The organism is Ruminococcus sp. Marseille-P328 (assembly GCF_964249465.1).
In the GTDB taxonomy this organism is placed as follows: domain Bacteria; phylum Bacillota; class Clostridia; order Lachnospirales; family Lachnospiraceae; genus Blautia_A; species Blautia_A faecis.
Map to the genome: position 1 here is coordinate 1 of NZ_CAXUBQ010000018.1, position 21,902 is coordinate 21,902.

Consider the following 21,902-nt stretch of genomic DNA (forward strand, 5'->3'; position numbering starts at 1 on the left):
CTGTTGATGGAAGCATTATACTACATTGGGACATTTTCCTTTATGGTATATTAGGACATTATCATAAATGGTTCATAGACGTGAGCAGGAAATGAAAGTTTTTGTTGTGTTTTTCGGGAAAACTTGTTATATTAAAAATAATGGCTTTATTATGCTGAGCCAGAGATGGACGATCTGTGATGTTGTATTCGGGTCTCTGAATCTAAAAATGTATTTGAAAAATGATTTTTCAAACAGATTCTGGAACAGAGCTGACGCGACAGATCGCATTTGACTTATAATGGAGATAAATGTGAAGAAACAAAACAAACACGTGATTGCAATTGTGCAGGATGGAAGTATCGCACAGGAACTGGAGCTTGTGCCGGGAGATATACTGCTCACTGTAAACGGTCAGCCTGTGGAAGATATATTTGACTACAGATATCTGATAAATGAAGAATTCGTTGTTCTGGAAGTGGAAAAGGCAAACGGAGAGATCTGGGAGCTGGAGGTGGAGAAGGAATATGAAGAAGACCTTGGGATTACCTTTGAGAAGGATCTGATGGATGATTATCGTTCCTGTTCCAATCACTGCATTTTCTGTTTTATTGACCAGATGCCGCCTGGAATGAGAGATACTCTTTATTTTAAAGATGATGATTCCAGATTGTCCTTCATACAGGGAAATTATGTGACCCTGACCAATATGAGTGATCATGATATAGACCGGATCATCCGGTACCATCTGGAGCCCATTAATATTTCCATCCAGACCATGAATCCGGAACTGAGATGTAAAATGCTCCATAACCGCTTCGCCGGGGATGCATTGAAGAAGCTTCAGAAACTGTATGATGCAGGAATCACTATGAATGGGCAGATTGTTTTGTGCAAAGGAGTTAATGACGGTAAGGAACTGGATGACAGTATTCGCAAGATGTCTGCCTACGCACCAGTACTTCAGAGCGTTTCAGTAGTTCCGGTTGGTCTGACTAAGTTTCGTGAGGGGTTGTATCCGATGGAACAGTTTCAGAAGGAAGATGCATTAGAAGTTCTGGAGATTATTCATTCCTGGCAGAAGAAAATGATGGACCAGTATGGCATTCATTTTATCCATGCTTCAGATGAATGGTACATTCTGGCAGGGAAGGATCTGCCCATGGAAGAGTCCTATGATGGCTATCTTCAGCTGGAAAACGGTGTGGGAATGCTTCGGCTCCTTGGCGAAGAAGTGAAAGAAGCTGTTGCAGGCAGGGCAGGAGATGACCGAAGGATAAAGGCTGTCAGTGCTACAGGAGCTTTGGCGGCACCATTTATTAAGAAATATATGGAGATGATCCATGAGAAATTTCCAAATGTAGACGTGGATGTGATCTCCATAAGAAACGAATTTTTCGGAGAAACGATTACGGTGTCTGGTTTGATCACGGGACAGGATCTGATCAGACAATTAAGCGGCAGAGATCTTGGAGAGAAGCTTTTGCTTCCCTGCAACATGCTGAAAAATGAAGAAGATATTTTTCTGGATGATATCTCTGTGGAAGAGCTTTCCAGGAAACTGAACGTAGAAATTGTAATTGTGGATGAAGGTGGTTCAGACCTTGTGTCTGCAGTCCTTGATCCGATTGAACATAAGAAACAGAAAAGGAGACAAATGTATGAGCAAACCGGTAGTAGCAATTGTGGGCAGGCCTAATGTAGGAAAATCCACATTGTTTAATGTACTGGCAGGGGATAAGATTTCCATTGTTAAAGATACGCCAGGTGTAACCAGAGACAGAATTTATGCAGATGTATCATGGCTGGATAATGATTTTACTATTATTGACACAGGTGGTATTGAACCGGATAGTGGCGATGTGATTCTTTCTCAGATGAGGGAGCAGGCTCAGATCGCTATTGATACTGCAGATGTCATTATCTTTATTACAGATGTACATCAGGGACTTGTGGATTCTGATGCGAAAGTTGCAGATATGCTTCGCCGCAGCGGCAAACCAGTGGTACTTGCAGTGAATAAAGTGGACAGCATTCAGAAATATATGATGGATGTTTATGAATTTTATAATCTGGGAATCGGCGAGCCATTTGCCATTTCTGCAGCTAACCGTCAGGGACTTGGAGATATGCTTGATGAGGTCGTAAAACATTTCCCGGAGGATACGAGAGAGGATGAGGATTCTGATATTCCGAAGATTGCTATTGTAGGTAAACCTAATGTTGGTAAGTCCTCTCTGATCAATAAGCTGCTGGGGGAAGACCGTGTAATCGTTTCGGATGTTGCCGGAACCACTCGTGATGCAGTTGATACGAAGGTTACCTGGAACGAAAAAGATTATATTTTTATCGATACAGCCGGACTTCGCCGGAAAGCAAAAGTAAAAGAAGAAATTGAGCGCTTCAGTGTGATCCGTACTGTAACAGCTGTAGAACGTGCAGATGTTGTAGTTGTAATGATTGACGCATCGGAAGGCGTTACAGAGCAGGATGCAAAAATTGCCGGAATTGCCCATGAGAAAGGCAAGGGTGTGATCATTGCAGTGAATAAATGGGATGCTATTGAAAAAAATGACAAGACCATTTACAAACATACCAACCGTATTCGGGAGGTTCTTTCCTTTATGCCTTATGCAGAAATCGTATTTATTTCTGCCAGAACAGGACTTCGGATTTCCAGAATGTTTGAGACACTGGATGCGGTAATTGAGAATCAGACTATGCGTATCCAGACTGGTGTGCTTAATGAGATCCTTGCAGAAGCAGTTGCCATGCAGCAGCCGCCGTCTGACAGGGGCCGCCGCCTGAAAATTTTCTATATGACACAGGTTGCGGTAAAACCGCCTACATTCGTAATCTTTGTCAATGACAAAGAACTTATGCATTTTTCCTATACCAGATATCTGGAAAATAAAATCCGGGATGCCTTTGACTTTGGCGGTACACCGCTGAAATTTATTGTAAGAGAGCGCGGAGAGAAGGAATAAAGATGGAACGTATTATTTGTCTGGCTATTGGATATTTGTTTGGAATGTTTCAGACGTCATACATTATTGGAAAAATCCATCACATGGATATCCGTCAATATGGAAGCGGCAATGCAGGAACTACCAATGCCCTTCGTACCCTTGGGAAAAAAGCGGGGGCAATGACTCTTATTGGCGATATGCTGAAATGTGTGATTGCCATTCTGATCGTGGATGCAGTATTTGAGAATCGGTATCAGGAAATTCTTCCATTGCTTGGCATGTACACGGCAGCAGGCTGTGTGCTTGGACATAATTTTCCATTTTATCTTGGATTCAGGGGCGGCAAGGGAATTGCAGCTTCTGCGGGAATGCTGCTGGCAATGGACTGGAGAGTATTTCTGATCTGCGCAGTGATCTTTATTGGGCTGGTAGCCATTACCCGCTATGTGTCATTGGGGTCAATGGCGGCATATGCAGGTGCGCTGGTTTGCTTCATTGGGTTTGGCGCTATAGGAAGTTATGGCATGGATTTCCCCCATACACTTGAGATGGATGTGATCATGGGACTTATGACAGCACTTGCAATTTACAGACACAGGGCGAATATTTACCGCCTTTTAAATGGAACTGAGAATAAGCTTGGTGCAGCGAAAACTGCAGCCAAATAAGATGAGGTGATAAAATGGCAAAAATCAGCGTAATGGGAACCGGAAGCTGGGGAACAGCACTTGCAATACTGCTTCACAACAATGGTCATCAGGTTATGTTGTGGTCTGCACATCCGGAAAAGGCAGCCAGTCTGAATCAGACCCGGGAGGATCCGAAAAAGCTTCCCGGAATTACAATTCCAGATGGAATTGTGATAACCGGTGATGAAAAGACAGCTTTGGATTCACCAGATATAGTTGTGTTTGCCTCACCATCCGCTTATATGCGTGCTATCAGCAAACGGCTTTCCCCATTGATTCGAAGGGGGCAGATTATTGTAAATGTGGCGAAAGGTGTAGAAGAAAATACACTTATGCCTGTGTGTGATATTATTAAAGAAGAGATTCCCCAGGCAGATGTTTGTGTGCTTTCAGGTCCAAGCCATGCGGAAGAAGTAAGCCGCGGACTCCCTACTACGTGTGTAGTCAGTGCCCGCAAAAAAGAGACCGCTGAATATCTCCAGGGCCTTTTTATGAGCCCTGTTTTCCGGGTGTATACGACACCGGATATGCTGGGGGTAGAGCTTGGCGGTGCCCTTAAGAATGTAATCGCCCTGGCAGCAGGGACTGCTGATGGCTTAGGGTATGGAGACAATACAAAGGCTGCTTTGATCACAAGGGGAATCGCAGAGATGGCGCGGCTTGGTGCCAAGATGGGCGCTAAACTGGAGACTTTTGCCGGCCTTTCCGGAATTGGTGATCTGATCGTTACCTGTGCCAGTGTGCACAGCCGAAACAGACGCGCCGGCTATCTGATGGGAAAGGGATACACCATGCAGCAGGCTATGGATGAAGTACAGATGGTTGTGGAGGGCGTTTATTCCGCAAAGGCAGCCAAAGCGCTGGCTGAAAAATATGATGTGGAAATGCCGATCATTATGGAAGTAAATAAGCTTCTGTTTGAAAACAAGCCTGCATCTGAAGCTGTGAAAGATCTGATGCAGAGAGAAAAACAGGGGGAAATTTCCTGGGAACTGTAAATGCTATTTCCCGGGAACTGTGAATGCTATATTCAGCAAATAAGCTGCTGCGAAATATAAAATACAGAAAATATAACTGAAAGAATAGAAACGTAAAAAACTGCCAGAGCAGTGAGCAAAAAAACAAAAGAGTATGCTCACTGTCCTGGCAGTTAATAATTTACAAAGGATGAAAAGATTAAAAAATAACATCCTTCAGATCATCCGGCACATGGGATGTATGGAGATCTTCGTTTAAAGTATCCATGATCGCCATATCTTCATCCTCAATGTTGAAATCAAAAATATTGGCGTTGGAAGCAATGCGGTCTGGATTGACGGATTTCGGAATTACAGAAATACCCTTCTGGATTGCCCAGCGAAGACCGACCTGAGCAGGGGTATGTGCATACTTGGTCCCGAGAACGCACATTACATCATTGTCAAGGTAAGCACCTCTGGCAAGCGGCGCATAAGCCTGAACCTGAATTCCTTCCGACTGGCAATATTCAATCAGTTCTTTCGGATAGCAAAGCGGATGACATTCAATCTGGTTGACGGCAGGTACAATACCGGAAATTTTCTTAAGCTCTTCCAGATGATGGATCTGGAAATTGCTGACGCCGATGGAAAGTACACGGCCAGTTTCAAGAAGTTTGACCATCTCCAGCCAAGTTCCAGTGTAACAGCCTGGCACCGGCCAGTGAATCAGATAAAGATCCAGGTAATCCAGCTTCAACCGCTCCATGCTTCTATAAAAAGCACCATCTACATCTCCAAGGCGCTGCGCATTGTTCCAGATCTTGCTGGTGATAAAAAGTTCCTTACGGGGGATACCGCATTTGGCGATTGCCTTGCCTACGCTTTCTTCATTTTTGTATGCGGAAGCAGTGTCGATAAGACGATAACCTGCGTCCACTGCGGCTGTAATGGCTGTCTCTGCTTCGTTATCTGCTGTTTTATATACACCAAGCCCTAAAAGGGGCATTTCTCTGTCGGTATTCAGGAATACGGTTTCTCTCAAAGCTAATTCCTCCTCATTAAACAATAAATGCTGCTGCTCATGAAGTGATCAGCAACCAATAAATTTCATTCATTATAGCATATAATTACAAAACATTCACCTGTTTTTTACTTAAATACGCATTCGTTAATCTTTAGACAAACTTTAGAAAAAACTGGTAAAATTGTACAGAAATTAAAACATATATTTGTGTGGTAAAGCGTTGAAATTTGGTGAAATTTTATAATTATCTCCTTGCGTAATAATGAGAAAGGTTGTATAATAAAAGAAAAATTTGATAAATTTATGTCATAACTCTGCGATTTTTAGGTGGAAGAAAGAAAATGTGTTATGCATGAAGGTAAGAGGTATGCGGAATCTCATTATATTAAAAGGGAATAGAATATCTTTATATCCATTCTTACATGTTTTCTCACGTTGCCGGCGTGAGTTTTTTTCGTGCCTGGAAGAGAAACGATGTTATGATTTGTCTGCCACATTCAAGGCGGAAAGGAGTATTTACTATGCATTTGATCAAAGATGAAAACGGCAATCTGATCCAGCATGGTCATGAGCATACTCACCAGCATACCCATGCAGACGGAGTGAGCCATACACATGCGCATACCCATGACGGATCAGAAGGTCATGACCATACACATAATGAGGGACAGAATTGCAGTACAGACTGCGGCGGCTGTCAGGGAGGGGACTGCAAGAATGAGACAGTAGCTCTTCTTACCTATATGCTGCAGCACAATGAGCACCATGCAGCAGAACTTGATCAGATGGCGGATAATCTTGCCAAGATGGGTATGGATGCCGCTGCGAAGACCATTAAGGAAAGCGTATCTGATTTCCAGAAAGGCAACATGCGCCTTGGCCTTGCCCTGACTCTTGTAAAAGAGGAAACGAAATAAGGAGGCATTATTATGTGTTTAGCAACTGTATATAAAGAAAATGACGATTCTGTAATCTTCAAGAACGTCAGCCGTATTAATGTAGATGGAAACAAACTTGTTCTCCGTGATATTATGGGCGATGAAAGAGTAGTAGAGGGAACCATCCTTATGGTAGACCTTGCGAACAGTATCGTTAAAGTAAAATGTGACTGACATGGATTTCCTGATTACGGTTCAGTGGAAATGTTTTACAAGGTGCGTTTGTGAACAAAATGCACAGTAACGTTTTCTACTGATGAAGAAAGATAAAAGCGGATTGCTTCAGCAACCCGTGACGCTTATCAGGTCTTGAGGCGTTATGCCTTTAGAATAAAAATTACTTAATACGTGGAGGTATGTAATTATGAAATTGTCAGAAGCAATGAGAGAAAGAATGCTTCTGTCTTTCGAGCTATTTCCGCCGAAGACAGAAAAGGGGATGGATAACCTTCCTGGGACGATCGATCATCTGATGAAATACAAACCTGCGTACATTTCCTGTACATACGGTGCAGGCGGCGGAAACGTTGGTGCTAACAGAGAAGTATGCCAGATGATCAAGAAAGCCGGAACAACACCGGTTACCCATTTCACAGTAATCAAGAACACGAAAGAGGGAATCAAAGAGCAGCTGGATCAGTACCTTGCAGAAGGTGTAGATCATATGCTTGCACTTCGTGGAGATATTCCGCTTGGTGAGACAACAACCTGCGGTGATTTCAACTACGCAACAGATCTTGTTAAATTTGTCCGTGACGAATTTGGTGACAAATTTGAAATCGCAGTTGCAGGATCCCCGGAGGGGCACATTGCATGCCGCAGCCTTGATGCTGATATTGCAGTTCTGAGACAGAAACAGGACAATGGTGCCGATTATATCATGACTCAGCTTTGCTGGGATATGGAGCAGTTTAAATACTGGCTGGATTCAATCCGTGAGGCTGGTGTTACAATGCCTGTAGACGTAGGAGTTATGCCAATCCTTGACATGTCCGCTACAATTAATATGGCACTTTCCCGTAACGGTTGTGTAATGGACCGTGAGCTTTGCAGACTCATCTCCAGAAACTGGCTGTTCCCGAATCCATTTGCAGCAAAAGATGCTGATGGCAAGCCGTTTGATATGTTCTATGATGATAAGATCAAGAGATTCAAAGAAGAGGGAATCGAGTACACGATCAGACAGATCGACGAGTACCGCGCTCTCGGCGTAGATGGCATCCATCTGTATGCTTTGAATAAATGGAAAGATGTATCCGAGATCATTGACAGATCCGGACTTTGTACTTTAATCTAATCGATTTTTACTTAAATTTTTCAGGAGGCAATTGATAGTATTATGGCACATGTAATTGCTGTCGCAGGTAAAGGCGGCGTTGGTAAAACCACACTATGCGGAATGCTGATTCAGTATCTCTGCGAGAAAGGCAAAGGACCGATCCTTGCAGTAGATGCTGACGCAAACTCAAATCTGAACGAAGTTCTTGGAGTAGAAGTGGAGACTACACTTGGTGATGTAAGGGAAGAAATTGCCCGCGCAGAGCTTGCAAGCGAGAATCCGATCCCGGCGGGAATGTCCAAGGCTGATTACGCTGAAAGACGTTTTGAGGATGCTCTGGTAGAAGATGATGATTTTGATCTTCTGGTTATGGGCAGAACCCAGGGAAAAGGCTGCTACTGTTTTGTAAACGGACTTCTTCAGACCCAGCTTGCCAAATACCAGAATAATTATCCTTATATCGTAGTTGATAACGAAGCTGGTATGGAGCACATCAGCAGGGGAGTACTTCCGTCCATGCAGACAGCGATTCTGGTCAGCGACTGTTCCAGAAGAGGTGTACAGGCTGTAGGCCGTATTGCAGAACTTATTAAAGAATGTGATATGCACCCGGATACAGTAGGACTTATCATTAACCGTGCTCCTAGCGGAAAGCTGAATGACGGAATCAGAGAAGAGATTGAGAAGCAGGGTCTTCATCTTCTGGGCGTAGTGCCGCAGGATGAGACTGTTTACGAGTATGACTGCGAGGGTAAACCGACTGCAGGTCTTCCGGAAGATAATCCGGTAAAGATGGCTCTTCGTGAGATCGTAGATAAGCTTGTTTTATAAGGGAAGTCCCCCTTACCCCACATGTTTATGTGATAAGAGGATAGAAACGGCATTATAATTCGCAGCAGGCAAGAACGCTGCTGCGGAATTTTTGCCAGGTATTTATCCCATGGGAGGGGATGGGTTCCGGAAAACGGAATATAAATAAATTTATCAAAAGTAACACATACTTAGAGGAGGTCAATAATGAGTGAATTCAAATTAACTACAGTGGAAGAATTCGAAGCTGCCACAGCCCGTCTTCTTGAGACTGGTGCAAAGGTAGGCGCTGATTCCTGGCAGATGCGTGTTAAGAATCAGACTCCACACTGTAAATTCGGTGAGCAGGGCGTATGTTGCCGAATCTGTTCAATGGGTCCGTGCCGTATTACACCTAAGGCACCGAGAGGTATCTGTGGATGCGATGTACATGGTATTGTAGGAAGAAACTTCCTTCGTTTCACAGCAGGCGGCGCAGCTACACACTCTGATCACGGACGTGAAATCTGTATCACACTTGGACATGCAAAAGAGGGCGGCGATTACCAGGTAAAAGATCCTGAGAAGCTGATCCGTATTGCAAAAGAGTGGGGCGTTGAGACAGAAGGTAAAGATATCTATGATCTGGCTCATGAAATGTCTGATCTTGCTCAGGAAGAATACGGAAAGATCAGAGGATATTCCAGATGGCTTAAGAGAGCACCTCAGCATACACAGGATCTGTGGCATGCAGCTGGAATTGAGCCAAGAGCAATCGACCGTGAGGTTTCCTGTGCACTTCATATGACTCATATGGGTAACACAAGTAAACCGGAGGCTCTGATCCGTCAGGCGCTTCGTAACGGTCTTTCCGATGGATGGGGCGGTTCCATGTGCGGAACTGAGTTCTCCGATGTTCTTTTCGGAACTCCAAAGCCAATCGATACCGAGGCTAACCTTGGTGTTATGAATGCAGAGAATGTAAACATCGTTGTTCATGGACATGACCCGAGTCTTTCTGAGATGATCTGTGAGTATGCAGACAGCAAAGAGATGATCGACTATGCGAAATCCATGGGCGCTAAGGGAATCACTGTTTCCGGTGTATGCTGTACATCTAATGAGGTTGCAATGCGTCGCGGTATTCCGATGGCTGGTAACTTTTTACAGCAGGAGAACGTTGTACTGACAGGTGCCTGTGAGGCAATCGTAGTTGACGTTCAGTGTATTTTCCCAGCACTTGGACCTCTTTCCAAATGCTTCCATACAAAATTTATCACAACTTCTCCAATCTGCCAGATGCCAGATTCCGATTTCATTGAATTTGATGCAGGTACAGCAGGAGAGAAAGCAAAACAGATTGTAAAACTTGCATGTGAAAACTTCAAGAACAGAAAACCAGAGCTTGTACATATCCCGGATTTGAAACATAAAGCTACTGTTGGTTACTCTGTAGAAGCAATCGTTAAGACACTTGACGGCGTAACAAACTCTCAGGTAGACGAGACTGGTACCACCAAACCTCTCCTTGAGTGTATTACATCTGGTGTTATCCGTGGTGCTGTTGCTATGGTTGGATGTAACAACCCGAAGGTAAGACCTGACACAGCTCACATCGAACTTATGAAGAAACTGATCGCAAACGATATCGTGATCATCGCTTCCGGATGTTCCGCACAGGCAGCTGCTCGTGCAGGACTTATGGACAAAGCTGCAAAAGATCTTTGCGGTGCTGGTCTGAAACGTGTTTGCGAGCTTGCAGATATCCCGCCAGTATTACATATGGGATCCTGTGTTGATATCAGCCGTATGCTGATCCTTGCATCTGAGCTTGCCAAGGATTCCGGACTGAACATTTCCCAGCTTCCAGTAGTAGGATGTGCTCCTGAGTGGATGTCTGAGAAGGCAGTTTCCATTGGAAACTATGTAGTAGCAACTGGTCTTGATACTTATCTTGGTGTAGACCCATATGTTTCCGGTTCTACAGAGGTTGCAGGCCTCCTTACAGAAGGTGTACGTGACTGGGTAGAGGCAGCATATACAGTTGAGAAAGATATTGATAAATTAGGCGATCTTATGATTGCGAGAATCGAAGAGAAACGTGACGCTCTCGGAATCTGATCGAAGGAAAGGCGCGATTAACTTATGAAAATAGCAGTAACCGGTAAAGGCGGAGTAGGAAAGACAACTTTTGCGGCAACACTTGCCAGATTATATGCAGATGAAGGGAAAAAGGTCCTTGCAGCTGATGTTGACCCGGACGCAAACCTGGGACTGGCGCTTGGATTCGATGAGGAAACACTGGATTCCATTGTTCCCATTTCCAAGATGCGTAAGCTGGTAGAGGAGCGTACCGGAGCCAACAGCCAGAATCAGTTTTATACACTGAATCCGAAGGTGGACGATATTCCGGACACCTACGGAAAGGTTTGTAATGGTGTAAAGCTGCTTGTCCTTGGAACCGTGGAAACAGGCGGAGGCGGATGTGTCTGTCCTGAACATGTCATGTTAAAAAGAATCATCAGCAACCTTGTAGTACACAGGGATGATGTGGTGATTATGGATATGGAAGCCGGTCTGGAGCATCTGGGCCGGGGAACCACGGAGAGCATGGATGAATTTATTGTGGTGATCGAACCAGGTGCAAGAAGTGTACAGACCTACAAGAACGTAAAACGTCTTGCAAAGGATCTTGGCATTACTCAGGTTAAGGTAGTGGCCAACAAAGTACGGAACGAAGAGGATGAAGAATTTATTCGAAACAAGATTCCGGCAGAAGATCTTCTTGGAATGATCCACTACAACGTAGAAGTTATGGACGCAGATCGCCAGGGCAAATCTCCCTATGATTTCAGCGAGACCGTAACAGCCGAAATCAGAAAGATTAAAGAAAAGATAGACAATGAAAACAGTCTGTAAATAATAGGAGGTACTACAGTGACTTTATTTGATAGAGTATTCAGCGGAAACGACGCTGTTTATGGATTAACAGAGGGCGCTATTGATGCAGCCATCGCACAGCATGGCGAAGACAAAGCAGTAAGCTTCCCTGATACCGCTTACAGCCTTCCTTGTTACTATTCTGTAACAGGAACCAAGATTACAACCTTAAAAGAGTTAAAAGAGGCTCTTGGCGTTGTAAAAACTCTTATGACAAGAGAGAAAAGACTGAACGACGCATTTATGTCCGGTATTGCTACCGCACTTTGCGCAGAGTTCATCGAAGTTCTGAAATATATTGACGGAGCAACACCATATGAGGAGCCATGCTATGGACACCTTGCAGATGCTGTGATCCGTGAACTTGGTGTACCGCTTGTAACAGGAGACATCCCTGGTGTAGCAGTTATCCTTGGAACAGCTCCATCTGTAGAAGAGGGTGTTGCACTTGTAAAGAGCTATCAGGCACAGGGTATCCTTGTAACACTGGTTGGCGGAATCATTGACCAGGTTAAAGAGGCTGGCATGAACACCGGAGCAAACGTACGTGTTATTCCTCTTGGAAAAGATGTTACAGCAGTTATCCACGTTGTATCTGTTGCACTTCGTGCAGCTCTGATCTTCGGTAACGTAACACCTGGAGATGCAGGTACACTTATGAAATACACCATGGACCGTGTTCCGGCATTCGTTAACGCATTCGGACCTCTGGATGACGTTGTAGTTGCTTGCGGAGCTGGCGCTATCGCACTTGGCTTCCCGGTAATCACAAACGAGACAGAGAACATCTTCCGCGTACCAAAGAGCCTTATTGTTCAGGAGGACGTAAGCAAATTCAACGCTACTTCCCTTGAGGCTCGTGATATTAAGATCAAAATCACAAACATTGATATCCCTGTTGCATTTGCATCTGCATTTGAGGGTGAGATCATCCGTCGTAAAGATATGCAGGTTGAGTTCGATGGTTCCCGTGTAGACTGTGCAGAGCTTGTACATACCTGTGATGCTTCTGAAGTTGAGGATCACAAGATTACAGTTGTAGGACCGGAAGTTGATGAGATGGAAGAAGGAAGCAAGAACAGCATCGCATACGTTGTTAAGGTTGCCGGCAAGAACATGCAGCCTGACTTCGAGCCTGTTATCGAGCGTAAATTCCATAACTACATCAACTGCATTGAGGGTGTATACCACACAGGCCAGAGAGATATGCAGCGTATCCGTATCAGCCATGCAGCATTTGATGCAGGCTTCCGTATTAAACATATCGGTGAAGTTCTTTACTCTCAGGTTAAGAACGAGTTTGACGCTGTAGTTGACAAGTGTGAAGTTGTGATCTACACAGATCCTGCTGAGTGTACCAGAATCCGTCATGAGGTTGCAATCCCGATCTTCGAAAAACGTGATGACCGTCTTGCAAACCTGACTGATGAGTCTGTTGATGTATATTACAGCTGTATCCTCTGCCAGGCATTCTCCCCGTCTCACGTTTGTGTTGTTACACCGGAGAGACTTGGACTTTGCGGAGCCGTTTCATGGCTGGATGCAAAAGCTACCAACGAGCTTGATCCGAACGGACCTTGCCAGGTAATCACAAAAGAGCGTCCGATCAACGAAGAGCTTGGATCTTATGAGGACGTTGATGAGGCAGTTCAGAAATTCTCCCAGGGTGCTCTTGAGCACGTTACCCTGTACTCCATCATGCAGGATCCTATGACCTCCTGCGGATGCTTCGAGTGTATCTGCGGTATCGAGCCATTCTCCAACGGTGTAGTTATCGCTAACCGTGAGTATGCTGGTATGACACCTCTTGGAATGACCTTCTCTGAGATGGCTTCCATGACTGGTGGTGGTGTTCAGACTCCTGGATTTATGGGACATGGTAAACACTTCATCGCTTCCAAGAAATTCATGAAGGCTGAGGGCGGTGTCGAGCGTATCGTTTGGATGCCAAAAGAATTAAAAGAGTTCATTGCAGAGAAATTAAATGCTACTGCAAAAGAACTTTATGGAATTGATAATTTTACAGATATGATCGGTGACGAGACTGTTGCTACAGATCCTGAGACTCTGGTAGGATTCCTTACAGAGAAAGGACATCCGGCACTTGGACTTGATCCGATGATGTAATTTTGGGCAAATAAAGTTACTGCCGCATTGCGGCAGTAACTTTCCTTGCCCTGTGATATCCGGTAGATTTATTGCAGGGCATGGATAAGAGTGCATTGAAATTCTGTGGAGAGGGAAAATTAAAATATTCTGCCATGGATCCGGAAATTTCAATGTATTTTTTACAGAATATGACAATACTGCATTGTAATGGAAGAAGAAAATGTAGTATAATATATTCTGATATTTACAATATTTAAGGAGGCTTTAAGAAATGCCATTTAATCAGAAACCACAGAAGTTCAACGCAAAGATCAACACTGTTACGGTTGGAACTGGCGATAAAGCGGTTACTATCGGAGGAAATTCCACATTTCCTTTCTATACCTTCGACGCTCCAACTGAGAACCGTCCGAAAATCGGTGTAGAAATCACTGACCTTGGACTGGATGACTTTGCACCAGGAATCAAAGCTTACTATGAAGGATGCACCACTATGGCTGATATTGCTAAGAAAGCAGCAGCTATGGAGGGTGGAGATTTTGTTGTACTCAATCTGGATGGCGGAGATCCAAACGGAGTTAACAAGTCTACAGAAGAGCTTATCGCAGTAGTAAAAGAGGTTGCAGAAGCAATCGACTGTCCATTAGTAGTTGAAGGCTGCAAGAACGTGGAGAAGGATGCGGAACTTCTTCCGAAGGTTGCAGAGGCTCTTCAGGGCAGAAACGTAATTGTTATGTCTGAGAAAGAGGAGAACTACAAGGCAATCGGTGCAGCAGCAGGACTTGCTTATAACCAGATCGTTGGTGCTGAGTCTGCTGATGATATCAACCTTGCAAAACAGCTGAACGTAGTTACAACACAGTTAGGTGTTGATGCGAAGAAAATCGTTATGAACGTAGGTACCGCTTCCGTTGGTTACGGATATGAGTACGTTGTATCTACTATGGACCGTATCAAAGGTGCAGCGTTATCCCAGAATGATAACATGCTGCAGATGCCTATTATTACACCTGTTTCTTCTGAGACCTGGGGCGTAAAAGAATCTGTTGCAACAGAGGAAGATATGCCAGAATGGGGATCTGAGGACGAGCGTGGAATCGACATGGAAGTTATGACAGCAGCAGCAGACCTGGCAGCAGGTTCTGACGCAGTTATCTTAAGACATCCACAGTCTGTTAAGACCATCGCTAAGATGATTGACGCACTTGTGTAATAATTTTTAGGAGGAATAATTGATATGGCACTGAATGGTATTCAGATTTTTAAATTAACACCAAAGAAAAACTGTAAGGAATGTGGATGCCCGACATGTATGGCTTTCTCCATGAAAGTTGCACAGGGCGCTATGAAAATTGAGCAGTGTCCACATATGTCCGAGGATGCTTTAGCATCTCTTTCCGAGGCAACAGCTCCGCCAATGAAGACAATTAAGGTTGGCGCAGGCGCAGAGGAGCTTACCCTTGGTGGTGAGACCGTTCTTTTCAGACATGAGAAGACATTTGTAAACAAGTCCAGATATGCAGTTGAGCTTTGCACATGTATGGATGATGCTACAGTAGAAGCGAAACTTGCTGAAATCCCGAAGGTTGACTATGACCGTATCGGTGAGAGAATGTACACAGAGCTTGTATATGTAAACTGTGATGCTGATGCAGATGTAGACAAATATGTTGCTCTTGTTCAGAAAGCAGCAGGACTTGGACGTACACTTGTATTAGGATGCACAGATGTAGAAATTGCTAAAGCAGCTGTTGAAGTATGTAAAGACAGCAAACCGGTATTAAACGGAGCAAATGCTTCCAACTATGAGGCTATGAACGCAGTTGCAACAGCAGCTGGTGTGGTTCTCGGTGTATCCGGTAAAGATCTTAACGAATTATACGACACAGTAGCAGCACTTGAGAAGCTTGGAAACAAGAATCTGGTACTTGATGTAACAGGTGCAGATGTGAAAGAGACATTCGGAAATGCTGTTCAGGTTCGTCGTGCAGCTCTGAAAGATCAGGACAGAACCTTTGGATATCCTTCCATTGTTAACCTTGCAAAGATTGCTGGTGGAGATTATCACCTTCAGGCAGCACTTGCAGCTGTATTTACTATGAAATATGGTTCCATTATTGTTATGGAGCGTATGACATATGCAGAAGCTCTTCCATTATACGGACTGCGTCAGAACGTATTTACTGACCCGCAGAAGCCAATGCGTGTAGAGCCAGGCATCTACCCGATGAACGGCGCAGATGAGAACTCTCTTGTTGTAACAACAGTAGACTTCGCTCTTACATATTTCCTTGTAACAGGCGAGCTGGAACGTTCCGGTGTTCCGCTTAACCTTGTTATCAACGATGCAGGCGGATTATCCGTACTGACATCCTGGGCTGCCGGTAAATTCTCCGGAAACAGCATTTCTGCATTCTTCAAAGAGAACGTAGAGCCTAAGGTTAAGAGCAGAAGACTTGTTATCCCAGGTAAGGTTGCCGTATTGAAAGGTGATCTGGAAGCAAAACTTCCTGGATGGGAGATCATTGTTGGACCAAGAGAAGCTGTACAGCTTGTTAAGTTCTTAAAAGACCTTGACGCATAATGTGACTGTTGATTTTGGAACAGCAGGCTTTATACAACTAAATCTTAAATAAAGGAGAACACTACAATGGCAAAATTTATTACTATTGGTGAGAGACTTTCCACAACAGCACCATCTGTAAACAAAGCATTTACAGAGAGAGATCCTGAGCCGATCTTAAAAAGAGCAAAACAGCAGCTTGATGCTGGTGCTGTATATCTTGATGTAAACATCGGACCAGCTGAGAACGATGGAGAAGACCTGATGAAATGGGCTGTTAAGCTCCTTCAGGAGAACTTCGACAATGTTCCGCTTGCACTTGATACTTCCAATAAGAAAGCTATCGAGGCTGGTATTTCTGTATACAACAGAAGTAAAGGAAAACCGATCGTTAACTCCGCAGACGCTGGCGGAAGAATCGAGAACATCGACCTTGCAGCAGCAAACGATGCTATCGTTATCGCACTTTGCTCAGCTGATGGTATCGCAGCAGACAATGACGAGCGTATGATGCACTGCCAGAACATGCTTGAAAGAGGTATGGGACTTGGCATGGATCCTTCTGATCTGTGGTTCGATCCGTTATTCCTGGTTGTTAAGGGAATGCAGGAGAAACAGATGGAAGTTCTGGAGGCTATCAAAATGTTCTCCGATATGGGACTGAATTCTACAGGCGGTCTGTCTAACAACAGTAACGGTATGCCGAAGAACATTCGTCCGATCATGGATTCCGCATTAGTTGCTATGGCTATGATGCAGGGTCTTACATCCGCAATTGTTAACCCTAACGACCTTCGTCTTATGGAAACAATCAAATCCTGCGATGTATTCAAGGGCAACACCCTGTATGCTGATTCCTATCTTGAACTGTAATTATCTATAGTTCATTTCTAATAGGGACGTAGATATAACGAGGGGCTGGGGCTTTGGCCTCAGTCCCTTTTTCTAACGGATAAGATGTAAAAAATGTCTGTTTTGGTTATTGCCCATGTGGTGAGCAATAACCAGTTTTTGCAGATATGACCATATGAGAAAGGTGAGTGCCGGATGTTTAAGGTTACATTTTCTTTTGAAGATGGCAGTGTGGTAGAACATTTTGCCAATGCGGGGGACAATTTACTTGAATTAGCCAGAGAGGCCAATGTGGCCATCGATGCGCCGTGCTCCGGAAATGCTTCCTGCGGAAAGTGCCGGGTACAGTTAAAAAAAGGAGAACTGGACAGCAAGAAAACCTTGCATATCAGTGATGAGGAATATCAGGAAGGGTGGCGTCTTGCGTGCACGAGTAAAATCTGTGCAGACGTAACTGTGCTGGTACCTGATATTGCATCTGCCTATAAGAGCAGAATGAAGGTTGCGGATCTCAGCTCCAAAGAGGAAATTGCCATTTTCGAGAATTCCAAAAGAGACGTAGAAATGACCGGTATTGAGCTCAGAAACAGTTTGGATGTAATTGAACTTGATATGAATGAGCCAAGTCTTGATGACACCATGCCGGACAATGAGCGCCTTACAAGAGCATTAAAGAAATATATGAATCTGAAACAGGTAAGGATTCCTTATGCTGTATTAAGAAAATTGCCGGATGTCCTCCGGGAAAATCATTTCAAAGTAAAATGTGTAGTTCGTACTGCTCCTAATGATCTTTTTGTATACGATATTTTCGGAAAAGATGAAGAAGTGGTAGTGGGCGGACTTGCAGTGGATATTGGTACCACAACTGTTTCTGCAGTCCTGATCAACATGGAGACCGGAGAGATTCTTGCCAAGGCTTCCTCTGGAAACGGACAGATCCGTTTCGGAGCAGATGTTATCAACCGTATCATCGAACAGCAGAAGCCAGGCGGTAAGAAGAAACTGCAGGATGCAGTCATTAAAGAGACAATCAATCCAATGATCGCACAGATGTGTAAAAGTGCAGGCATTCCAGCCAGCCATATTTACAGAATGTCTGTGGGAGCAAATACAACGATGAATCATCTGTTTGCCGGGATCAACGCGGATCCGGTCCGTATGGAGCCGTATATTCCAGCATTCTTCAAAACCAATTCCCTTTTTGCTTCTGATGTGGGAATTGCTATCAATAAAGATGCGCATATTATCATTGCGCCAAATATCGGAAGCTATGTAGGCGGTGATATCACTGCCGGAACTTTAGTAAGCATGATCTGGAACAGACCAGAGTTTTCTTTATTTATCGATCTTGGAACTAACGGTGAGCTGGTATTTGGCAACTCTGATTTTATGATGAGCTGTGCATGTTCCGCTGGTCCGGCTTTTGAGGGTGGTGATATCAGCTGTGGTATGCGTGCAACTGATGGAGCTATTGAAGCTTGTACCATTGATAAGGAGACTATGGAACCAACTTATAAAGTAGTTGGAGAACCGGGAACCAAGCCGGTTGGACTTTGTGGTTCCGGAATCATTGATGTGATCAGCGAGCTTTTTATGTGCGGAATCATCAACCCTAAGGGTAAATTTGTCCGTGAGGGGGAGAGAATCCGTCACGATAAATACGGAATGGGAAGCTATGTGATCGCATTTGAAAAGGATGCAGGCTCTGTGAAGGATATTGAGATCACAGAGGTTGATATTGACAACTTTATCCGTGCCAAAGGTGCTATTTTCTCAGCTATCAGAACTATGATAAATAGTCTTGATTTTGACGTGAGCATGATCGATGATGTATACGTTGCCGGTGGTATTGGAAGCGGAATCAATATGAGAAATGCTGTAAACATCGGAATGTTCCCGGATATCCCTCTGGAGAAATTCCATTATATCGGCAACTCTTCCCTGACGGGTTCCTATCTGATGCTTCTTTCTACAGAGGCCGAGAAGAAGACCTATGAGCTTGCTGCAAACATGACATATATGGAGCTTTCTACAGTGCCAACTTATATGGACGAATTTGTAGGAGCGTGCTTTATTCCTCATACAGATACGGGAATGTTCCCTGATGTAATGAATGATTTACAGAACAGGAAGTAATTAATAAAATGCCATTTACAATTGATGACTTAAATTATGATAAAGACAGCAAGGAGAGAATGCCATGGGAGCATTATCTTGAGCTGTATGCAAAAGCTGACCCGAAGGAGATCGCATCCAGACTTTCCATTCCATATGATGAAGAGGCTAAGGAATTTACTCTGACTTTCCTGGGCTCTGAATATAAGATCACATATCCGGATTTCCAGGTAAAACATGTGGCAGATGAGAAGAAATGTTATCCTCTGGAGGATATGATCTACGCAAAGATTCTTACCATTCGTTTTCTGTTAAATGGTTCCGCCTCTGTGGGGACTGGCAGGTTTAAAACTTACCGGGAAATGCCATGGGGAGAAGTATACCTGCGGCAGTTTGACGGACGCTGTATCAAAAGGCTTGCATTTACCTATGGAAACAGGCTGGACGATTTCCGGCTTGTAATGGATCATATGAAATGCAGTCCGGTGAAATTCGGAGATGTTGGATATGAATTATCTATTTATCCGGGCTATCAGATCCAGATGCTCCTTTGGGAAGGAGACGATGAATTTCCACCGTCTTCCCAGATTCTGTTTTCTGATAATTTTCCAGTGTCTTTTGCTGCGGAAGATATGGCGGTAATGGGAGATGTGATCATCGGTTCTTTGAAGGCTTTTCTGAAGGCTGCGAAAGAGCAGTAAGATTATAGTAGAACAGATTCTACATGAAAGTTAACTGAGATTTAAAATTTTTTAAATGTATAAGCTATATATTTTTAGATTAAAGCGGACTGGAGTGCGGCGGAGATATTTTTGTCAAATCTGCACCAGGATCCGTTTTGATAAATCCAAATTAAGCGGAGGCGTCTGGCTATTATACTAGCAGGGACGTAAAAAGGAGGTAAGTTACAATGGGATACAAGAGTGACATTGAAATCGCACAGGAATGCGAAATGCTGCCGATTACCCAGATTGCAGAGAAAGCTGGTATTGATGACAAATACCTGGAGCAGTATGGAAAGTATAAGGCAAAAATCGACTACAATCTCTTAAAAGAGAGCGACAAGAAAGACGGAAAACTGATCCTTGTAACAGCAATCAACCCGACCCCGGCTGGTGAGGGAAAAACAACTACAACTGTAGGACTTGCTGATGGAATGCAGAAACTTGGAAAGAGCGTTATGGTTGCACTTCGTGAGCCATCTCTTGGACCGGTATTCGGTGTTAAGGGTGGTGCTGCAGGCGGCGGATATGCACAGGTTGTTCCGATGGAAGATATCAACCTTCATTTCACAGGTGATTTCCATGCAATCGGAGCTGCAAACAATCTTCTTGCAGCAATGATCGATAACCATATTTTCCAGGGAAATGCTCTGAATATTGACCCACGTAAGATTACATGGAGAAGATGTGTGGATATGAATGACCGTCAGCTTCGTAATGTGATCGACGGTCTTGGCGGAAGAACAAACGGTATGCCTCGTGAAGACGGCTATGATATTACAGTAGCTTCTGAGATCATGGCAGTTCTCTGTCTTGCAAGTGATATCACAGACCTGAAGAACAGACTGGCAAGAATGATCGTTGGTTATACATATGGAAAACCATCAGAGCAGAAACCTGTAACAGCTGGTGATCTTCATGCTGAGGGTGCTATGACAGCACTTTTGAAGGATGCCCTGAAGCCTAACCTGGTTCAGACTCTGGAGCATGTGCCGGCAATCGTTCATGGTGGACCTTTTGCAAACATCGCTCATGGATGTAACTCTGTAACGGCTACCAAGATGGCTATGAAGCTTGCTGATTATGCAATTACAGAGGCTGGTTTTGGTGCTGATCTTGGTGCAGAGAAATTCCTTGACATCAAGTGCCGTATGGCAGATCTTCATCCAAGTGCAGTTGTTATCGTTGCGACTGTTCGTGCACTGAAATACAATGGTGGTGTTGCAAAGGCTGATCTTAACAATGAGAACCTTGAGGCTCTTGAGAAAGGTCTCCCGAACCTTCTGAAACATGTTAACAATATTAAGAATGTTTACAAGCTTCCATGTGTTGTTGCAATCAATGCATTCCCGACTGATACAAAAGCGGAGCTTGATCTTGTTGAAGCAAAATGTAAAGAACTTGGCGTTAATGTTGCACTTTCCGAAGTATGGGCAAAAGGCGGCGAGGGCGGTCTGAAGCTTGCGGAGGAAGTAATCCGTCTCTGTGATGAGCCAAACGATTTCTCCTATTCATATGAGCTTGAGGGCTCCATCGAGGATAAACTGAATCAGATCGTTCAGAAAGTATATGGTGGTAAAAAGGTTGTTCTGACTGCAAATGCTCAGAAACAGGCGAAACAGCTGGAAGCTCTTGGATTTGGCAACTGCCCGATCTGTGTTGCAAAGACACAGTACAGCTTAACAGATGACCAGACCAAGCTTGGCGCTCCAACTGACTTCGAAGTAACTGTTCGTAATCTGAAGATTTCTGCAGGCGCAGGATTTATCGTAGCTCTTACAGGCGAGATCATGACTATGCCAGGTCTTCCGAAAGTTCCGGCAGCTGAAAGAATCGATGTTGACGAGACTGGTAAAATCACAGGTCTGTTCTAATTAAAAGAAAGTGAAGATCAGGCGGATGGAAGTGTTCGCCTGATTACATAAAAGCACAGTTTGTATATTGTGATGTGACGAACAAGAACGATTAAGGA

Annotated in this window: 18 protein-coding genes; 17 read left to right on the forward strand and 1 reads right to left on the reverse strand. The window is 44.1% G+C overall.

Features of this window, described 5'->3' with window-relative positions:
* Window positions 1-292 precede the first annotated feature (292 nt).
* The 4 genes from ACESTK_RS13175 to ACESTK_RS13190 are packed head-to-tail and all read left to right on the forward strand — an operon-like array spanning window position 293 to window position 4,635.
* The gene (locus ACESTK_RS13175) at window positions 293-1,678 is read left to right on the forward strand and encodes a DUF512 domain-containing protein (protein ID WP_373119948.1); all 1,386 of its coding nucleotides are present in this window, start codon (window positions 293-295) and stop codon (window positions 1,676-1,678) included.
* Window positions 1,641-2,966, forward strand: coding sequence for a ribosome biogenesis GTPase Der (gene der, locus ACESTK_RS13180; protein ID WP_373119950.1), 1,326 nt, complete (start codon window positions 1,641-1,643; stop codon window positions 2,964-2,966). Before ACESTK_RS13175 ends, der begins: the two co-directional genes overlap by 38 nt.
* 2 nt (window positions 2,967-2,968) lie before the next feature.
* Window positions 2,969-3,616 (forward strand): glycerol-3-phosphate 1-O-acyltransferase PlsY, encoded by a 648-nt coding sequence (gene plsY, locus ACESTK_RS13185; RefSeq protein WP_195409958.1) that lies wholly within the window; start codon window positions 2,969-2,971, stop codon window positions 3,614-3,616.
* Between the two features lie 14 nt (window positions 3,617-3,630).
* Entirely contained in the window at window positions 3,631-4,635 is a 1,005-nt protein-coding gene (locus tag ACESTK_RS13190) for an NAD(P)H-dependent glycerol-3-phosphate dehydrogenase (RefSeq protein ID WP_270430863.1), read from the forward strand.
* Window positions 4,636-4,813: 178 nt separating this feature from the next.
* Here ACESTK_RS13190 and ACESTK_RS13195 read toward each other — a convergent pair whose 3' ends face one another.
* Entirely contained in the window at window positions 4,814-5,638 is an 825-nt protein-coding gene (locus ACESTK_RS13195) for an aldo/keto reductase (RefSeq protein ID WP_319017304.1), read from the reverse strand.
* A 503-nt stretch (window positions 5,639-6,141) separates the two neighbouring features.
* Between ACESTK_RS13195 and ACESTK_RS13200 the strand changes: the two genes are divergently transcribed.
* The 13 genes from ACESTK_RS13200 to ACESTK_RS13260 all read left to right on the forward strand — a co-directional run bounded on the left by ACESTK_RS13200 (window position 6,142) and on the right by ACESTK_RS13260 (window position 21,804).
* A complete protein-coding gene (locus tag ACESTK_RS13200) occupies window positions 6,142-6,537 on the forward strand; it encodes a cobalt transporter (RefSeq protein WP_226855626.1) in 396 nt (131 codons plus the stop codon).
* 12 nt (window positions 6,538-6,549) lie between these two features.
* Complete coding sequence (locus ACESTK_RS13205; RefSeq protein ID WP_118578444.1) at window positions 6,550-6,732, forward strand: CooT family nickel-binding protein; 183 nt, start codon at window positions 6,550-6,552, stop codon at window positions 6,730-6,732.
* Between the two features lie 190 nt (window positions 6,733-6,922).
* A complete protein-coding gene (locus ACESTK_RS13210; protein WP_118578443.1) occupies window positions 6,923-7,855 on the forward strand; it encodes a methylenetetrahydrofolate reductase in 933 nt (310 codons plus the stop codon).
* A 42-nt stretch (window positions 7,856-7,897) separates the two neighbouring features.
* The gene (locus ACESTK_RS13215) at window positions 7,898-8,668 is read left to right on the forward strand and encodes an AAA family ATPase (protein WP_226855627.1); all 771 of its coding nucleotides are present in this window, start codon (window positions 7,898-7,900) and stop codon (window positions 8,666-8,668) included.
* 186 nt (window positions 8,669-8,854) lie between these two features.
* Window positions 8,855-10,747, forward strand: a complete 1,893-nt coding sequence (gene cooS / locus ACESTK_RS13220) for an anaerobic carbon-monoxide dehydrogenase catalytic subunit (RefSeq protein WP_256144150.1) — start codon at window positions 8,855-8,857, stop codon at window positions 10,745-10,747.
* Between the two features lie 24 nt (window positions 10,748-10,771).
* A complete protein-coding gene (locus ACESTK_RS13225) occupies window positions 10,772-11,545 on the forward strand; it encodes an AAA family ATPase (RefSeq protein ID WP_195477526.1) in 774 nt (257 codons plus the stop codon).
* An 18-nt stretch (window positions 11,546-11,563) separates the two neighbouring features.
* Window positions 11,564-13,693, forward strand: a complete 2,130-nt coding sequence (acsB, locus tag ACESTK_RS13230; protein ID WP_226855628.1) for an acetyl-CoA decarbonylase/synthase complex subunit alpha/beta — start codon at window positions 11,564-11,566, stop codon at window positions 13,691-13,693.
* Between the two features lie 253 nt (window positions 13,694-13,946).
* Window positions 13,947-14,888: an acetyl-CoA decarbonylase/synthase complex subunit delta gene (gene acsD, locus ACESTK_RS13235; RefSeq protein ID WP_226855629.1), complete on the forward strand. Its 942-nt coding sequence runs from the start codon at window positions 13,947-13,949 to the stop codon at window positions 14,886-14,888.
* A 24-nt stretch (window positions 14,889-14,912) separates the two neighbouring features.
* Complete coding sequence (gene acsC, locus ACESTK_RS13240) at window positions 14,913-16,259, forward strand: acetyl-CoA decarbonylase/synthase complex subunit gamma (RefSeq protein WP_226855630.1); 1,347 nt, start codon at window positions 14,913-14,915, stop codon at window positions 16,257-16,259.
* Between the two features lie 66 nt (window positions 16,260-16,325).
* A complete protein-coding gene (acsE, locus tag ACESTK_RS13245; protein ID WP_021926205.1) occupies window positions 16,326-17,111 on the forward strand; it encodes a carbon monoxide dehydrogenase/acetyl-CoA synthase methytransferase subunit in 786 nt (261 codons plus the stop codon).
* 174 nt (window positions 17,112-17,285) lie between these two features.
* The gene (gene acsV / locus ACESTK_RS13250) at window positions 17,286-19,229 is read left to right on the forward strand and encodes a corrinoid activation/regeneration protein AcsV (protein ID WP_226855631.1); all 1,944 of its coding nucleotides are present in this window, start codon (window positions 17,286-17,288) and stop codon (window positions 19,227-19,229) included.
* An 8-nt stretch (window positions 19,230-19,237) separates the two neighbouring features.
* Entirely contained in the window at window positions 19,238-19,909 is a 672-nt protein-coding gene (locus ACESTK_RS13255; RefSeq protein ID WP_226855632.1) for a DUF3786 domain-containing protein, read from the forward strand.
* 209 nt (window positions 19,910-20,118) lie between these two features.
* Window positions 20,119-21,804 carry a formate--tetrahydrofolate ligase gene (locus tag ACESTK_RS13260; protein WP_195477537.1) on the forward strand — a complete coding sequence of 562 codons (1,686 nt, stop codon included), beginning with the start codon at window positions 20,119-20,121 and terminating at the stop codon, window positions 21,802-21,804.
* The last annotated feature ends 98 nt before the right edge of the window (window positions 21,805-21,902 follow it).

Excerpts from the sequence above, each read along its gene's own strand:
- acsE (WP_021926205.1), top strand. The coding sequence starts at position 16,326 with ATGGCAAAATTTATTACTATTGGTGAGAGACTTTCCACAACAGCACCA.
- acsC (WP_226855630.1), top strand. The coding sequence starts at position 14,913 with ATGGCACTGAATGGTATTCAGATTTTTAAATTAACACCAAAGAAAAAC.
- ACESTK_RS13210 (WP_118578443.1), top strand. The coding sequence starts at position 6,923 with ATGAAATTGTCAGAAGCAATGAGAGAAAGAATGCTTCTGTCTTTCGAG.
- cooS (WP_256144150.1), top strand. The coding sequence starts at position 8,855 with ATGAGTGAATTCAAATTAACTACAGTGGAAGAATTCGAAGCTGCCACA.
- ACESTK_RS13205 (WP_118578444.1), top strand. The coding sequence starts at position 6,550 with ATGTGTTTAGCAACTGTATATAAAGAAAATGACGATTCTGTAATCTTC.
- ACESTK_RS13190 (WP_270430863.1), top strand. The coding sequence starts at position 3,631 with ATGGCAAAAATCAGCGTAATGGGAACCGGAAGCTGGGGAACAGCACTT.
- ACESTK_RS13260 (WP_195477537.1), top strand. The coding sequence starts at position 20,119 with ATGGGATACAAGAGTGACATTGAAATCGCACAGGAATGCGAAATGCTG.
- ACESTK_RS13215 (WP_226855627.1), top strand. The coding sequence starts at position 7,898 with ATGGCACATGTAATTGCTGTCGCAGGTAAAGGCGGCGTTGGTAAAACC.
- acsV (WP_226855631.1), top strand. The coding sequence starts at position 17,286 with ATGTTTAAGGTTACATTTTCTTTTGAAGATGGCAGTGTGGTAGAACAT.
- ACESTK_RS13200 (WP_226855626.1), top strand. The coding sequence starts at position 6,142 with ATGCATTTGATCAAAGATGAAAACGGCAATCTGATCCAGCATGGTCAT.
- ACESTK_RS13225 (WP_195477526.1), top strand. The coding sequence starts at position 10,772 with ATGAAAATAGCAGTAACCGGTAAAGGCGGAGTAGGAAAGACAACTTTT.
- plsY (WP_195409958.1), top strand. The coding sequence starts at position 2,969 with ATGGAACGTATTATTTGTCTGGCTATTGGATATTTGTTTGGAATGTTT.
- ACESTK_RS13255 (WP_226855632.1), top strand. The coding sequence starts at position 19,238 with ATGCCATTTACAATTGATGACTTAAATTATGATAAAGACAGCAAGGAG.
- der (WP_373119950.1), top strand. The coding sequence starts at position 1,641 with ATGAGCAAACCGGTAGTAGCAATTGTGGGCAGGCCTAATGTAGGAAAA.
- acsD (WP_226855629.1), top strand. The coding sequence starts at position 13,947 with ATGCCATTTAATCAGAAACCACAGAAGTTCAACGCAAAGATCAACACT.